The following is a 14928-nucleotide window of genomic DNA, read 5'->3' as shown; positions in this document are numbered from 1 at the left end:
TCCTGTCTGTCTAATCTACTTTCTAATAATGAATTTATTTGTTACACAATATATATGATTCAGCTTGTAAATGTAACTAAATCTTTTGGTGGCCGAACGCTTTTTGAAGAAGTGACGTTTTCTCTTGGAAGTGGTGAAATAATCGGCCTAGTTGGTAGAAATGGAACAGGTAAATCGACTTTGTTTAAAATCATCACTGGCGTCGAGCCCTATGATAGTGGTGATGTGAAGATACCAAAGTCTTATAAAATCGGTACCTTAGATCAGCATATTCACTTCACTCACAAAAGTGTTGTGGATGAGTGTATGTCTGCTTTAGGCCCAGAGTTTAAATATGAGACTTATCGAGCGGAGAAATTACTTACAGGGCTTGGTTTTTCAGATGAAGATTTTGAAAAAGATCCCCAAAGTTTTTCCGGTGGATACCAGATTCGTATCAATTTAGTGAAAACTTTATTAACTGAACCCAATTGTTTGCTCTTAGATGAGCCTACAAATTACCTCGATATTGTCTCCCTCCAATGGCTAAGGTCATTTCTCAAGTCTTTTAACGGAGAAGTTATTCTCATCACTCACGACCGTTCATTTATGGATTCAGTGACAACACATACGATGGGTGTTCATCGTGGAAAGCTTCGAAAAATAAAAGGTCAAACAAAGAAATATTATGAGCAATTGGAACAAGATGAAATTGTTTACGAGCAAACACGTATAAATCAAGAAAAGAAGATAAAGCATATGATGGATTACGTGGATAAATACCGCGTAAGTGCAAGGGGTGCTTCTCAGGCCCAGTCTCGACTTAAGGCCATTGAGAAAATGCAGGATATGCAGCAACTTGATAAGATCGCTGATTTAGACTTTTCTTTTAATCATACTCCATGTCCTGGAAAGCAGATTATGAAAGTTAAGAATCTAAGTTTCGGCTACACTGAAGAGAACTTATTTTCAGGTGTGACTTTTGAAGTCGATCGTGAAGATCGTATTGGAATTATTGGAAAAAATGGAAAAGGGAAGTCGACACTATTAAATGTTTTATCCCACGAGCTAAAGGAGCGCACAGGAGAGATTTGGGAGCATCCAAGTCTTGCTCTAGGTCACTTTGGTCAAACTAATGTCCAAAGGCTACATCCTGAAAATTCAATTACTCAAGAGATTCAGGAAGTAAATACTGATCTAAATATCACTAGAGTAAAAGCAATTGCGGGAACAATGCTATTTACTGGAGAGGATTCTGATAAGAAGATTTCTGTTTTATCAGGGGGAGAAAAGGCCAGAGTAATGCTTGGGAAGATCTTGGCCCAGAAAACGAACCTGCTCTTTTTAGATGAGCCAACAAATCACTTGGATATGGAGAGTATTGACTCTCTAGGTGAAGCTATTAATGAATACGACGGCGCATGTCTGATCGTAACCCATAATGAGGATCTACTTAGGTCATGTGTAAATAAGCTTGTTATTTTTAGACAGGATGGGGCGGAGTTCTTTGAAGGTACATACGATGAATTCTTAGAAAAGATTGGATGGGAGGAAACTCCTCAGACAAAGAAAGAAAAGAAGGCCGTTGAAAAAGAGAAAAAGCCAGAAAAAACACAAGAGACTTCTAGCGGAAATAAGTATCGCGAGGAAGAAGTTATGGCCCAGATTGAAACTCTAGAGAAGTATCAATCTGTGTTAGAAGAAAAGATTCAAAATGCTTCAGCAGCAGGTGATACCGATGCAATAACTAGCGCGGGCCATGAGCTCGAGCTAGTTAATGCAAAAATAGATGAATTATTAGAATTATTGTAATTATTGTAATTATTGTTGTGTTGATTCAGTGCTTTGAGAATTATCCTTCTCAGTCACAACGGCTTTATCTGCTATAGCATTAGCACATTCTGTGGCATCACTCTCATCACATGAACAATATGCTAGTATTTTTGCTTTAATATCGTATTGCTTTTTCTCTTTTGAATAAGATTCACAGGTTACTTTCTTTAAGCAAACACCTTTATTTGCACATTGAGCATTCTTTCCTTTAAAAAGATTCTTTGTATCAGTGAAGTTACAATTATAGTAGATAAGATCTTCAGGAAGAGGCTCTTCTTCTTGCTCATCAAGTACGAATTCTTCTTTTCCGTCATCATCACGAGGAATTGGAATTGATTTATCACCTCTAGGTGGTGGGATCGCCTTTATCGCAGGTGTGGCAACTTCCTGCGCTTCTTGAACTTCTTCTACTTCAGGAGCAACTTCCACAACTTCTTTTTCTTCTTCAAAGATTTTAGATAAACGCGATCTAAGAGCGTTACAACTAAACTCTCTCTTATCAGTCTTTTGAGCATCACAGAAACAATTTACGTTATCAATAATGCGCTCAAATGTTTCTTTATTGTTATTATAGCGTTCTCTAAGTGCTTCTTTGAAATTTGGTATCTTTGACGAAGCCTCTAAACATTGTGCTGTTGCATACTTATATGAGCCTCTAACCTTTATACATATACCTGCGGCAGAGTTTCTTTTCGAATCACTTGTATCAACCATTTGTACCGGATCTAAGCTAGAGTCATATGGACCGAAGATCTTTGGGTTACAACGAAAACGGTTCTTACCACCACAGCTGTAGTCTCTTGAATATACTTCATTATCAACAGCTTTCACTTTTGCATCATTCTTTGTTTTCCAAGGAGCCTGGCAGTAGCCTCCTTTTCTCGTTGATGCCCAACCTCCAAAGTAGCACATATTATCGCAACTACTCTCATGAGCACAAAGTTTAGGAGCTAACATATCTAAGAACAATGATGAATACATTGAACCAGTAGTACTTTCTTGTTTGTATAACCCGTTCTTTGATATATCAGATAAGGTTTGAAGATAGGCTTCTATAATGTCAGACGTGTATTCTTCTTGTGACAACATTTTCAAGGCGTGTTGTTGGATAAAGCCTTTATCAACCTTGATTTCAGTGTTTGAAACCGGATAACTAATTTGAACACCAATTTTTGGTTTTTTCAAAAATGGTTTTACCTTAATCATTTTCTTTGATTTAGTTTGTATTAAGTAATGGTCCTTAGTTACGTTTATAAGCTTACCTGTGTTGTAAACCTTAGGTACAGTTAGGGCCAATGTTGTATTGATAAATAACAGAGATGCGATTAACCATTTCATCATTACACCTCCGTTCCTAATTCAACAATTGTACATTTATTCATAATTGTATCTTCATTAATTGATTGAACATTACATTTGTTATTATCAACTGGTTTTTCATCATCAAATTGACAAGTAACTTGGTATGTTTTGTTTTGGCATGTATAAGTTTGTGCACAAACTCTAGACTCACTATTGTCATTTAAGCATTGACCAGCTTGATTTTGTGAGAATGAAATCATTTGAAAGTTTTCGAAGTCTATTTGATCTGTTGCATTTGTACAAATCTCATCACGACATCGAGAATATAGCCTAGCAATTGGTGTGAAACCATCTGCTTCGTTATATGTATAGTTTTGATTAATTGGATAACAATTCGACTTACCAACTTTTTCAAGTTCATCATCAGTTAATCTGACTTTTTTAGGATTACAGCTCTTTGATTTTGTAAGAATGCTTTTATCTCTTTGATAACAGAAATAAAGCTTTCCTTCTGGTTGAGGAGCTTTACCAGATGATGTCTCTACACTTATCTCGTTAGCCTTTTGAGGATCATTAGTTGCAACATCTACGATTCTTTGTGCACTTTGATTATCAATACAACGCACATCAAAGTCTTCACCTTTCATGAGCCTTAATGTCGTTTTTTGATTATCGTAACAATAATAATCCATATTCTGATCTTCATACTCTTTGATTTCTTGGTGTAGATTTAATACGTAGTCTCTACTTTTGATAGACTCTATTTTTTGCTCAATTTGTGCGAGTCTCGATCTTTGTTCTTGAGTAGCATTACCACTTTCAATAAGGGCCGCTAGTTGATTTTGTTCTTCAATATAAGGACTTACTACTTGAATGATTCTATTTTGTAAGAGCTTTCTTAAGTGAAGATAATAGTTTCTTTGATATGCAGTTGATTCAAGAACATTAATTTGACTACCGTGTACATTCTCTTTTCTATATGAATGTCCATCAACAATTTGTTGAATGAAGTCAGTACTGCTATTTGCACTTGTTACTTGGGAAATTAATATACAACTAAGTACGCTAATCTTTGAGATGACGTTAGCAAACCTCAGTCGATTTCTTGAATTTTGTCTCTTCACAATTAGTTCCTTCTCTCTAATACTCCCTTGGCTTATCGGAAGGAGTTAGACAGAACTTGAGAGGAGTTGTCGGAATGTAAGTTTTTAATATTACTGGCTTATTGCCGTTTCTCTGGCCTTCTCGCCGCTGTATTGTTGAGGTGATTTTTTGAGGTTTTCTCTTGTTTCGTTTACAACACGATCTCTTGACTTTAATTTAACTTCAGCTGCTCCAAACCATGGGTCATCATGAGATATGGTATCCTCATTTCCTTCTAAGATTTCAACAACTGGAATAATATCGAAAGAGCCGCGCTCTTTTTGTTTTACAGAAAGACGAAGAACCTGGGCTCCATGGCCAGCTTTAGCACTTGATTTGTCGATTTTTAAAATATACTTACTATCTTCTTCATAGGTCTTATATTTTTTTCGAGGGCATCCACCAAGCTTGTAAGATGTCACAATATCGTACGCACAACCGTCACTGATATAGTATCGTAGTTTGTATTTAACAGTGATCTCATTTGGTGAATCTGCATCGATAATAATGTCTTTTTTAGGAAAGAAGCTTCTCCCGAGGTCGATAGTCATTGCTGAGACGCTCGTTGAAAACATAGAAAAATATAATCCTATAATAAATAATATCCTTAATCTATTCATCCTTTCCACCCATGAAAGTATTAGTACGACTAATTTATCGGATATTATTTGATTTTATTAAATTTAAGAGGAACAGAGTTGGCCATATCCCTTACAAAAACCTCGTCTAGCTCTTTATTAAGCTGCTCATCAAGGCAAAGGATTGTATTTTCATAAGAGTGGTCTGTGGCATTATGTTGAAAGTTATAGCTTCCAATACTTGATAAAATGCGATCAAAATAGAATACTTTTGAATGAAGAAAGCTTAAATGAAGCCATACGTTCGTTGTATCATATTTTGCGTAGTCATTAATTAGATTATTAAAGTGTGCAACTCCAAAATAGTCATTCCACTTATCAATACTTTTGACTTTCTTTTTTATTTTCTTATTTCGTTTTTTTTCAGATAAATCATAATCTTCTAATAACTTTCTTATTTCTTGATTTTTGAAGTCGATGATCTCATTACCAGTCATATCTGTTCCTGTTGTAATGAAGTCAACTGGTAGCCCTCTTTCTTGTAAACTCTTAACTTTAAAATGTAGTTTATTAAACATTTTAAATGAATCGAGCTTCTCAATGAATGGAGCATCCTTAAAAACAGAAGGGTAGTATGTGTCTGTTCGAATTGGGTCCATAATACCTAGGTAGTTCTTTGTATTATCCAGTGCCAGAAGATAAGCCTCTCCAATATTTCTTTGATTCTCATATGGTGATTGTTGAATGAAGCGACATACTCCTTTCATTCTTCTATCTGAATCATTAAGAATTTCTCTGTAATACTCTTGACCGCGCTTTTGAAGTAATCTTTCTTCATCTCTTTTCGTTTCATACATACTAAGCTTATGAGAAAGATTGTGAATATCTTTTCCTGTGTACCTTACTATACGCCTTTTGTGGTCTCTAATTGGGCGTGTTTTCTTCTTTTTAAAATATTGCCAGTCTTTTAAAAAGCCAATAGCAATATCAGTAACCATCGGTCCCTCTATGAGAATATCGATATCTTTGTTTTTAAAGTCTGTTCCCATTGAAAGATTATCTGCATTGAGTTGATTTTGTCCTCCAACTATTGCGATCTCTCCATCTATAATCAATTTCTTGTGGTGATAAACTGTTCTTCCCTCATGGCGCCAAAAATCATTTGCCCTGATGAATTGTACTCCGGCTTTTTTAAGTCTCTTTGGGCATTCACTATGACCAAGGAGCTTAGACATCATACTGTCATCCATTGCATAAACTTCAACGCCTCTGTTCTTTGCTTTAATAAGTTCGCTAACAAGAACCTTTACAGATGAATCACAGACAAAGCTTAACGATGACATAAGGATCTCATCTTTAGCATTTTTGATTAGACTTAATTTCCTCTGATATGAATTTGTATTTTCTAGAACTTCTATCTTATTTCCAAAACTCAATTCAGACTTTGAAACTTTATCCATTTTCTTGTTAAAGCTTTCAGTGAAAAATCTATGATTTAAGTTCTTATAATCAATTTGATGATAGTTCTTTGAAAACTTCGATAAATTATCTAGTTTTTCTAGCAATGGTGGATGATTTAAGAATCCCCATTCTCTAAGAGGTCTAGTATCTGTTAAATGGAATCTTTCTTCTTTTGAAAAATCGAATTGAGAATAATAGTTGATTTTCGCCTCATTAAAAGTTTGGCCATTATAGAATTCAATATATTTATCAATATCTATTTTAAAATCGGTTTGAAGTTTATACCAAGTTAGCTCATACCATTGTGAGTTTTGTAGACGTCCGTAAGAGTCTTTTTCGTATATGTAATTATCTCTTTCACTAGAAGAAAGATCGATAACATAAGGAGTATCGCCAAAAGGGATCTGGGCCATTACTGACGAAGCTAAGCTTAATAGAATGAGGCTCTTTTTTAACATAGATATAGTTTAAGTGAGACTCGTGGTTTTTTATTGAAGTTTGAAAATTCTACTGGGCCGTTTAATTGGAAGACAGATGTAATTTAAAGTAGTTGTGGACTTTCCACATACTTTTTAATGCCTGCAATAATTCGACTGGCATAAACTCCATCAATAATTCGGTGATCTAGAGTTACACCAACGCTAAGTGTTTTCTGTATGATGACCTTGTCATCTTCTACAATAGGCTCATTTTTAACTTTAAATAAGCTCAGAACTATTGGTACATGAGATATCGTTGGGATAGGAGCAAATGCAAACTCGGCACCAAAATTTCCTACACTTGTAATCATACATGAGCCAAACGGGTCATTCTTTACACCAAATAGCGGTGAGTAGAAATTGAATCGATACATTGCAAGATCAAGTAAATAGAGAAGGGGACGAGTTAGGAAATTAGGAATGAGAGAGACAATCTTTTTTACTTTTTTAAAAGACTTATCTTTATTGTCTCTAATATTTTGAGCACTTTCCATGAGCTCTTTTCTTATTTCAAATACTGACTTTTTGTCGGCATCTCGAATAATCGCTCCGGAAAGATCATGTCCTTTGTGATCGACAGATACTTGTAAGAAGATATCAACACTTTCTCGTTGGTAGAGGTTTGCACCTCTTACGATTCGATTTATCTCAGGATTTTCATGAAACACTTGTGCGATGACTTTTGTAAATAAGTGAGTTGGTGTAACTCCATTCTCTTTTGCAAAGCTTTCAAAGTTTTTGGCATTAAACTTAAGAAGTCCATAAGTCGATGGGTCAACAGGCATTTTCCAAGTATTGATGGAAACTTTTCTCCACGAAGACAGACGCTTTACCTTCTTAAGCTTAATATGTTTCATAGGCGGGAATTGGCCTTTTGATCACCAATATATTTAAAGCGTGGTGTCTCAACACCATCGATGATAACAGTTTCTAAAAACATCTCTTTTGGTCTTACCCAAAGCTTTCCAAGATCGTTTTCATAAAGACATTCATAATAAACTAATTCTTCAAGTGTTTCAGAATGTCTCACTGTATCGTGTACGATATAATTCATTCCTTTGTAGTGTTGGTATAGTCCACCCTTAACAATGTCTTTCATTAATCTTTCCTCACTTTACGATAAAATTTAATGGCCATCATAAGAACCACAGCAAGACCTACTATCGCTCCAATTCCATAAAAGATTCCTTGTAGTGTTTTTAGTACTGCAAGAAAGACAATGGCAAAGAGGAAGAGAGTGGCCACTTCATTCCAGATACGAAGAAAAGAACTAGAATGCTTAAAAATATTATTTTGTAAGTCTTTATAAATACGATGACACTTAAATTGATAGACTAAAAGTAAGAGTACAAGAGTCAGTTTTAAGTGAAGCCAGTAGTGTCCTGTTAATGGCCAATAAGTCGTATAAACTAATGCTAAACCAAAAATAATTGTAAATATACACGCAGGCCAAGTAATTCCATACCATAGCCTACGTGACATAATTTTAAATTGTGCACTTAAAATATCGCGTTCAGTTTGTGACTTGTCTTGTGCCTCTGTATGATAAATAAAGAGGCGAACAATATAAAAAAGTCCTGCAAACCAACAAACAATACTAATTAAATGGAAAGCTTTTAAATACTCGTAAGTCATTACTTTCCAAATGTTGGAGCACCTGAGATATTTTCTTCATAGAAATTCCCAAATGTACTCATTTGCTTATGAAAGCTATCAGCAAGTTCTTGAGCTTTCTTTGTATAAGCTTCTTGATCTTCCCAAGACTTCTGTGGATTTAGAATCGTGCTTGGAATTTCTCCAACCATCTTTGGAATATGTAGACCAAAGATTGGGTCTTGCTCTGTTTCTACTTTATCAAGATTATTTGCTTGAATATTTCTAATGATCTGTCTTGTGATATTAAGTGGGAAACGTTGTCCAGTACCGTATGCACCACCAGTCCAACCAGTGTTAACCATCCAAACGTTAAATCCTAATTTATCAATATACTCACCAAGAAGTTTTGCGTACTCACTTGGGTGGCGAAGCATGAAAGGTGCACCAAAGCATGATGAGAAAGTAGCTGTTGGCTCTTTTACACCGATTTCTGTACCTGCAAGCTTTGCAGTATATCCTAGAACAAAATAGAACATTGCTTGTTCTTTTGTAAGCTTTGCCACTGGCGGAAGAACACCAAAGGCATCGGCAGATAGGAAGAATACATGCTTAGGAATATCTCCACGTGAAGATGTTTCTAATTCTTCGATGAATTCTAGAGGATATGATGCACGTCCATTCTCTGAAAGAGTCTTGTCATAAAAATCAACAAGTCCTGTATTCTCATCAAGAATAACGTTTTCAAGTAATGAACCAAAACGATTAGAAGCTTTATAAATTTCAGGTTCACCTTCTTTAGAAAGCTTATATGTTTTTGCGTAACAACCACCTTCAAAGTTGAATGTACCTGCTTCACTAATTCCGTGTTCATCATCACCGATTAGGAATGTTCCTTCATCAGTTGAAAGAGTTGTTTTCCCTGTTCCAGATAAACCAAAAAATACTGAAACTTCACCATTTTCAAGACGTGAAGCACCTGAGTGAGTCGGCATAATATTTGATTCTGGCAGAAGGTAGTTCATGGCCGCAAACATACTCTTTTTGATTTCACCTGCATAAAGAGTACCTGCAATAATTGTTAGTTTTGATTTTAAGCAAGTAACAACAGCAGTTTCAGAACGAAGACCAAACTCATTTGGGTCTAGTTGTAATTCTGGTGCGTGAAGAATTGTAAAATCATTTTCATTAAAGTCTCTAACCTTATCTCTAAATAAGTGAGTTGAGAAAAGTGCATGATTTGGATTTGTTGTCACAAGTCTTGCTCCAAGATTGTGTACTTCATCAGCTCCAACACTTCTTTCTGTAATAAATAGGTCACGATCTTGATTTAGGTAGTTGATGATATGACTCTTTAGCTTAGCAAAAGTATCAGGTGTCATTTCTTTGAAGTTATTTTCCCACCAAATAGTGTTTTCTGTAACTTCATCGCGAACGATATAGCGGTCATTAGCGCTTCGTCCCGTATGCTTTCCTGTCTCGACAACAAGTGCTCCATCTTTAGTAAGTTTTCCAATGCCACGAGCAACTGTTTCTTGGATTAAAAAACTACGTGGTGAGTCCACAAATATTCTATTATTTGGGCGCTCCATGTTAATTCCCATGTCTGCATAAAATTGAGTCATACATCATCTCCTGTTCGTAATATTGCGCACATGTTGTTTCTTTCTTCTTTGGTATAAATATATGCTTTTTAACCCACATTGATAACAGTTTTTATCCTAAATCTGGTCATATTTTTTAACGCTAGAAGTAGTCGGAAGCTCGATTTTATAGTATATTTTGGGGACTTATACACATAACGAATGATGCGAGTAGTAATACTGGCAAAGAAATATAAGGAAGAAAAATTATGCAGCCACTTTCGTCTCGAGAAATTAGAGAGAAATTTTTAGAATACTTTGAAAAGATGGACCATTTAAAAATCGGTGCTTCATCGATCGTTCCTCAAAATGATCCGACACTGCTTTTTATAAATTCAGGTATGGCGCCATTAAAGAATTACTTTCTTGGAAAAGAAACGCCACCATCACCAAGGCTAGCAAATTATCAACCTTGTATTAGAACTAAAGATATTGATGATGTTGGAGATCGCCATCACTTAACAATCTTTGAAATGCTAGGGTCGTGGTCAATTGGTGATTATTACAAAGATAAAGCATGTAAGCTTGCATATGACCTACTTGTTGATGAATTGGACTTTGATCCAAAACGCCTATATTTCACTGTTTATGGTGGAAATGAAGACCTTGGTATTAAGCCAGATACGGAGTCAATTGAAGCATGGAAAAAGTGCGGTGTTCCTGAAGATCATATTGTTGTTCTAGGTGATGATAATTTCTGGGGACCAGCTGGGGACCATGGACCTTGTGGGCCATGTACAGAAGTTTTCTATGATACTGGTACTGAATATGGCCCTGAATATAAACCAGGTGGACATTTTGATGATGTAAGTCGTTACATTGAGATTTGGAACGCTGGTGTCTTCATGGAGCTTAATAAGAAGAAGGATGGTACTTTTGAACCACTTCCTCTTAAGTCTGTCGATACAGGTTCTGGTCTTGAAAGACTTGCTATGGTTATGAATGGATGTGACTCAGTATATGAAACAGATCTTCTCGCTCCTCTAATGCAACTTTCAAAAGAGTTATTAGGCAAAAATACTGATGTTCAAACAGAGCGTATGATCTCTGATCATATGCGTGCAAGTATTATGATCCTTGGTGAAGGGATTATGCCTGGAAACGAAGGCCAAGGTTATATTCCAAGACGTTTAATTAGAAAGTGTGTTGCGGCTTGTATCTCAAGAGGCGTAAAACCAGTCTTTAAAAAGCATATTCAAAAAACAATTGAGATGCTCGGTGATTACTATCCACAGCTTAAGTCTGCTCGTGAAGCAATCATCTATAATATGGAACAAGAAATTAATGAATTTGTTCCTATTGTTGAAAATGGCCTTAAAAAAATTGAAGAGGAGCTTTCAACGAATCCTAAATCTAAAGAGCTATTTCCTGGTCATGTCGCATTTGAGCTTGTGACGACTCATGGGCTTCCTTTAGAAGTAATTAAGGCAGAGCTTGCTTCAAAGAATATCGAGTTTGCTGAAATTGAATATAACGAATGTTATGAAGCCCATAGAAAAGCTTCTCGAGTTATTTCGAGAAAAGGCGGGGTGGCAGCAGATCAAGAAAGAATTGAGCTTGAGTTTATCGAAGTCGATGATACAGAGTTCACTGGATACGATTCTCTAGAAACTGATAGTGAAATTTTAAAGATATATCGTGACGATGAAACTACATACTTTGCAACAAAGCACACGCCTTTTTACGGTGAGTCAGGTGGACAGGCCGGTGATATTGGAACTGCTAGAACTGCAACGGGTGAGTTACAAATTCTCGATACGATGAAAGTTAAGAATGTTCATGTTCACGTTGCTAAAGTTATCTCTGGAGAAATTGAAACAGGTGAGAAAATTGAATTAATTGTTAATGAAGATAATCGCAAAGCTTCAATGAGAAATCACTCTGCGACTCACTTACTTCATTCAGCTCTTCACGAAGTAATTGGAAAACATGCAATTCAAAAAGGTTCAATGGTTACAGCCGATCGATTACGTTTTGATTTTCAAAACCCACAAGCTGTTTCAAATGAAGAATTAATAAAAGTTGAGGCCCTTGTTAATAAGTGGATTATGCAAAATGATTCACGTACCACAAAGCTTTGTTCATATGAAGAAGCAATAGATAGTGGAGCGATGGCACTATTTGGTGAGAAATACGATAGTGATGTTCGAGTTATTGCCTTTGGAAAAGATAGTGTTGAACTTTGTGGGGGAACTCACGTTGGCCGCACAGGTGATATTGGTTTATTTGTTATCACTTCGGAAACATCTGTAGCTAAAGGAATCCGTCGTATTGAAGCGGTTACTGGATCTGCTGCAATTAAAGTTATGCAGGAAAGATCGGCATTATTAAATGCTGCGGCCAAAGAGCTAAGTACTAAACCGACTGAAGTTCCTGCCCGTATCAAAGATCTGCGCTCTGAGATGAAAAAGAAAATCAAAGAAGCACAAGCAAAAGCTGCACAAGGTGGATCAACTGAATTTAAAAAAGAAGTAAAACGTGATTACGAAGGCTTCAAGTTATTTGCTGCAACTATGGAAGCAGACGCTAAGGCCGTAAAAGAAGTCGGAGATAACCTAATTAATAAAGGCGATTATCAACTAATCTGTCTTTTAACAAAAGATGAGAAAGGGATGAAATCATTTGTTTGGTCTAACTCAGATGTGAAAGCCGGTGACTTCTTAAAGAAGATCCTAGAGCCAGTCTCTGGACGTGGTGGTGGACGCCCAAATTTCGCCCAAGGTGGTGCTCCTGATGTTAACTCAGGAACACAAGTTATTGAATTTATTGAATCATTATAATGAAAATTGGCCTAGTTCATTAACTAGGCCAATCATTGTCTAAAATCCTAACACGTTAATCATTCTTACAATCTTCAATAACTTAGAACCTGTTCTAGGGTATAAAGTTTATGTCTTTTTGATTATGGAGTGTAAGACGTGACTACTAAGAAATTACCTACAGACTCTCTTTCGAGAGAAATTCGCCGTTTAACTATGCAACTTGAGTTGATTGAAAGACACTTGCAATCAGCAGAAATTGAGCAAAGTCGTGAAGTCGTCGAAAAATCAATCATTCTAAAAATGAACGATATGACTTCTTCCAATATAAATTATCTTGGAAAATTAAAGGGTGTACGTGGCACAAAATTAAAGAAGCGCTACGTTCAGGCCGAAATTACTTTATTAAGTAAGGGGATTAGTCGTTTCCCTGAAAAAAATGAAATACGCTTAAAACTCTTAAAGGATCGTTTCAATATTGCCATTGAACGTTTCAATCAAATATCTGCATAAAACTTGTTCATAATTAACTTTTTCTTTACCCAACTCCGAAGAGCTGGGAAGATAGAGATGGAGTTAATTATGGGAAGTTTCAATTATTCACATTCATATATTCAAAAGGTATTTACAGCACTTGAGTATTGTACAAATAATCGCTCACGTGTGAATGATATCTTTTATTTTTCGTCTCTGAGACATGTGGATGCTCCTCTTATTGAAGCGAAAGTTATTCCTGTTGAAGTCGTTGAGAAGATAATTGAAACTTGGATAAATTGCTACCGTGAATTGCTCGAAGATAAGCACCTTCTAAATGAAAGTGGATTAAAGCATCTGGCCCATTGGCAAGAGTTACTAATGCTTCCTCCTGCCGGTCTCCACTAAGACTTCTTAGCAAGATTAAAGGCAAGGGAAACTCTAGTTCCAATCTTATGCTCTGATGAAATTGCTACACGCCCATTTGAATAATCAGTAAAGTATTTAACAATAGGAAGTCCATAGCCCGTTCCTGATTCACCATGTGTACCAATGCGCTTTGACTTCTTATCAAACTTAAAAATATCTTTAATTAAATTCTTAGGTATACCAACACCCTTATCGATAACGTCAATATATAGCTTTTGTGTATCATTATAGACTTTAATTAAAATATCCTGGCCATCATGACTAAATTTGATGGCGTTAGTTAATACATGTCCAAGGATATGATCCGTCAGAACTCTTTTTTCACATAGGAATGATTTATTAGTATCAATATCAAAATGTAGCTTAAGGTTTTTTGTATTATGACTTTCAAAAAATCTCTTAGAGTAACTATGAATGAAGTCAGGTGAGATCTCAGCTTTTTGAAAAGTTAGGTTATCTGTATCAAGTTGAAAAGTACGAACAGACTTAATGATCTCTTCGATTTTACTAAATGAATTATTAATTTGTTGCTCCGACTTCATCCCAAGATCATGCTTCCTAGATAAGTTTTTGATCTTAAGTTTTAGAATCGTAATTGGATTAGATAAGTCGTGTAGGACAACATGTAAAAGAGTGTCCAATTGCTTATTTGTATATATAAGACGCGTTCGATGATTTGATTCAAGCCAAATATAAAAAGAGAAATAAACGGTTGTTAACGCTGAAAATTGAATAATATTTGAGCGAAGTAAAGACTTGTATTCAATTGATGTTAATGGCCTAACCAACTCTAAAATATGGTAGTCGAATACTAGAAAGAAAGTGAAGACACACAACATGACAAAAAGTCCCGTTAGCATACCTGTTCTTTTATAGAAGACGCCCATAAAGATTGGGGTACCAGTAATCCAAAGAACACCTGGAGAATTCAATCCTCCAAATGAGAAGATCAATAGATTCATCATTAGGATTGATGGAATAACACATGTGAATTTCTCTAAATGATCAAGCTTTAAAATCTTAGCAAGGATGAAAACAATAAACTGTAGAGCAGCTATCGAATAAAACATCTCTTTTGAAACAACTTCAAAAATTATATGTGGAAAATATATGAAGTAATAGAGATAGCTTATTCCCACCATGAGCATTGTTGCCATGAGTAGGAATCCCTCAATCTTATTCTCTTTGTCTGTGTTGAAATTCATTGCGGGAGACTAACTTAATTTCCTTGAATTATCTAGCCTTATTGAAATTT

13 protein-coding genes are annotated in these 14928 nt (G+C 35.7%); 4 read left to right on the top strand and 9 right to left on the bottom strand.

Annotation, left to right across the window (positions count from 1 at the left end; translation table 11 throughout):
• The first annotated feature begins 54 nt into the window (after window positions 1-54).
• Window positions 55-1791: an ABC-F family ATP-binding cassette domain-containing protein gene (locus tag DAY19_RS02725; RefSeq protein ID WP_114705648.1), complete on the top strand. Its 1737-nt coding sequence runs from the start codon at window positions 55-57 to the stop codon at window positions 1789-1791.
• A 9-nt stretch (window positions 1792-1800) separates the two neighbouring features.
• On the opposite strand, the gene DAY19_RS02720 is transcribed toward DAY19_RS02725, so the two are convergent.
• From DAY19_RS02720 to DAY19_RS02685, 8 genes are all read right to left on the bottom strand, one after another.
• Window positions 1801-3153 (bottom strand): hypothetical protein, encoded by a 1353-nt coding sequence (locus DAY19_RS02720; RefSeq protein ID WP_114705647.1) that lies wholly within the window; start codon window positions 3151-3153, stop codon window positions 1801-1803.
• On the bottom strand, window positions 3153-4238 hold the full coding sequence (locus DAY19_RS02715) for a CHASE3 domain-containing protein (protein WP_114705646.1): 1086 nt from the start codon (window positions 4236-4238) through the stop codon (window positions 3153-3155). Before DAY19_RS02715 ends, DAY19_RS02720 begins: the two co-directional genes overlap by 1 nt.
• Before the next feature lie 90 nt (window positions 4239-4328).
• On the bottom strand, window positions 4329-4832 hold the full coding sequence (locus DAY19_RS02710; RefSeq protein WP_114705645.1) for a hypothetical protein: 504 nt from the start codon (window positions 4830-4832) through the stop codon (window positions 4329-4331).
• An 89-nt stretch (window positions 4833-4921) separates the two neighbouring features.
• Window positions 4922-6754 carry a phospholipase D-like domain-containing protein gene (locus DAY19_RS02705; RefSeq protein ID WP_114705644.1) on the bottom strand — a complete coding sequence of 611 codons (1833 nt, stop codon included), beginning with the start codon at window positions 6752-6754 and terminating at the stop codon, window positions 4922-4924.
• Between the two features lie 83 nt (window positions 6755-6837).
• Complete coding sequence (locus DAY19_RS02700) at window positions 6838-7632, bottom strand: 2-oxo acid dehydrogenase subunit E2 (protein WP_114705643.1); 795 nt, start codon at window positions 7630-7632, stop codon at window positions 6838-6840.
• Window positions 7629-7874 carry a DUF1653 domain-containing protein gene (locus tag DAY19_RS02695; protein ID WP_114705642.1) on the bottom strand — a complete coding sequence of 82 codons (246 nt, stop codon included), beginning with the start codon at window positions 7872-7874 and terminating at the stop codon, window positions 7629-7631. Before DAY19_RS02695 ends, DAY19_RS02700 begins: the two co-directional genes overlap by 4 nt.
• On the bottom strand, window positions 7874-8410 hold the full coding sequence (locus DAY19_RS02690) for a CopD family protein (protein ID WP_114705641.1): 537 nt from the start codon (window positions 8408-8410) through the stop codon (window positions 7874-7876). The genes DAY19_RS02695 and DAY19_RS02690 overlap by 1 nt, the downstream gene beginning before the upstream one ends.
• Complete coding sequence (locus DAY19_RS02685; RefSeq protein WP_114705640.1) at window positions 8410-9993, bottom strand: phosphoenolpyruvate carboxykinase (ATP); 1584 nt, start codon at window positions 9991-9993, stop codon at window positions 8410-8412. Before DAY19_RS02685 ends, DAY19_RS02690 begins: the two co-directional genes overlap by 1 nt.
• A gap of 227 nt (window positions 9994-10220) precedes the next feature.
• Here DAY19_RS02685 and alaS point away from each other — a divergent pair, with 227 nt between their 5' ends.
• From alaS to DAY19_RS02670, 3 genes are all read left to right on the top strand, one after another.
• Window positions 10221-12791, top strand: a complete 2571-nt coding sequence (alaS, locus tag DAY19_RS02680; protein WP_114705639.1) for an alanine--tRNA ligase — start codon at window positions 10221-10223, stop codon at window positions 12789-12791.
• A 138-nt stretch (window positions 12792-12929) separates the two neighbouring features.
• Window positions 12930-13283 carry a hypothetical protein gene (locus tag DAY19_RS02675; protein ID WP_114705638.1) on the top strand — a complete coding sequence of 118 codons (354 nt, stop codon included), beginning with the start codon at window positions 12930-12932 and terminating at the stop codon, window positions 13281-13283.
• 69 nt (window positions 13284-13352) lie between these two features.
• A complete protein-coding gene (locus tag DAY19_RS02670) occupies window positions 13353-13652 on the top strand; it encodes a hypothetical protein (RefSeq protein WP_114705637.1) in 300 nt (99 codons plus the stop codon).
• On the opposite strand, the gene DAY19_RS02665 is transcribed toward DAY19_RS02670, so the two are convergent.
• Window positions 13649-14878, bottom strand: coding sequence for a sensor histidine kinase (locus tag DAY19_RS02665; protein ID WP_114705636.1), 1230 nt, complete (start codon window positions 14876-14878; stop codon window positions 13649-13651). The genes DAY19_RS02670 and DAY19_RS02665 overlap by 4 nt on opposite strands.
• Window positions 14879-14928: the final 50 nt, after the last annotated feature.

The organism is Halobacteriovorax vibrionivorans (assembly GCF_003346865.1).
GTDB lineage: Bacteria > Bdellovibrionota > Bacteriovoracia > Bacteriovoracales > Bacteriovoracaceae > Halobacteriovorax_A > Halobacteriovorax_A vibrionivorans.
Note: the sequence above shows the minus strand (reverse complement) of the source record. Positions and strands in the feature narration are given on the sequence as shown.

Bases quoted from the DNA above. Each gene is read 5' to 3' on its own strand.
- DAY19_RS02690 (WP_114705641.1), bottom strand. From the start codon at position 8,410: ATGACTTACGAGTATTTAAAAGCTTTCCATTTAATTAGTATTGTTTGT.
- DAY19_RS02725 (WP_114705648.1), top strand. From the start codon at position 55: ATGATTCAGCTTGTAAATGTAACTAAATCTTTTGGTGGCCGAACGCTT.
- DAY19_RS02700 (WP_114705643.1), bottom strand. From the start codon at position 7,632: ATGAAACATATTAAGCTTAAGAAGGTAAAGCGTCTGTCTTCGTGGAGA.
- DAY19_RS02665 (WP_114705636.1), bottom strand. From the start codon at position 14,878: ATGAATTTCAACACAGACAAAGAGAATAAGATTGAGGGATTCCTACTC.
- alaS (WP_114705639.1), top strand. From the start codon at position 10,221: ATGCAGCCACTTTCGTCTCGAGAAATTAGAGAGAAATTTTTAGAATAC.
- DAY19_RS02695 (WP_114705642.1), bottom strand. From the start codon at position 7,874: ATGAAAGACATTGTTAAGGGTGGACTATACCAACACTACAAAGGAATG.
- DAY19_RS02710 (WP_114705645.1), bottom strand. From the start codon at position 4,832: ATGTTTTCAACGAGCGTCTCAGCAATGACTATCGACCTCGGGAGAAGC.
- DAY19_RS02705 (WP_114705644.1), bottom strand. From the start codon at position 6,754: ATGTTAAAAAAGAGCCTCATTCTATTAAGCTTAGCTTCGTCAGTAATG.
- DAY19_RS02685 (WP_114705640.1), bottom strand. From the start codon at position 9,993: ATGACTCAATTTTATGCAGACATGGGAATTAACATGGAGCGCCCAAAT.
- DAY19_RS02670 (WP_114705637.1), top strand. From the start codon at position 13,353: ATGGGAAGTTTCAATTATTCACATTCATATATTCAAAAGGTATTTACA.
- DAY19_RS02720 (WP_114705647.1), bottom strand. From the start codon at position 3,153: ATGATGAAATGGTTAATCGCATCTCTGTTATTTATCAATACAACATTG.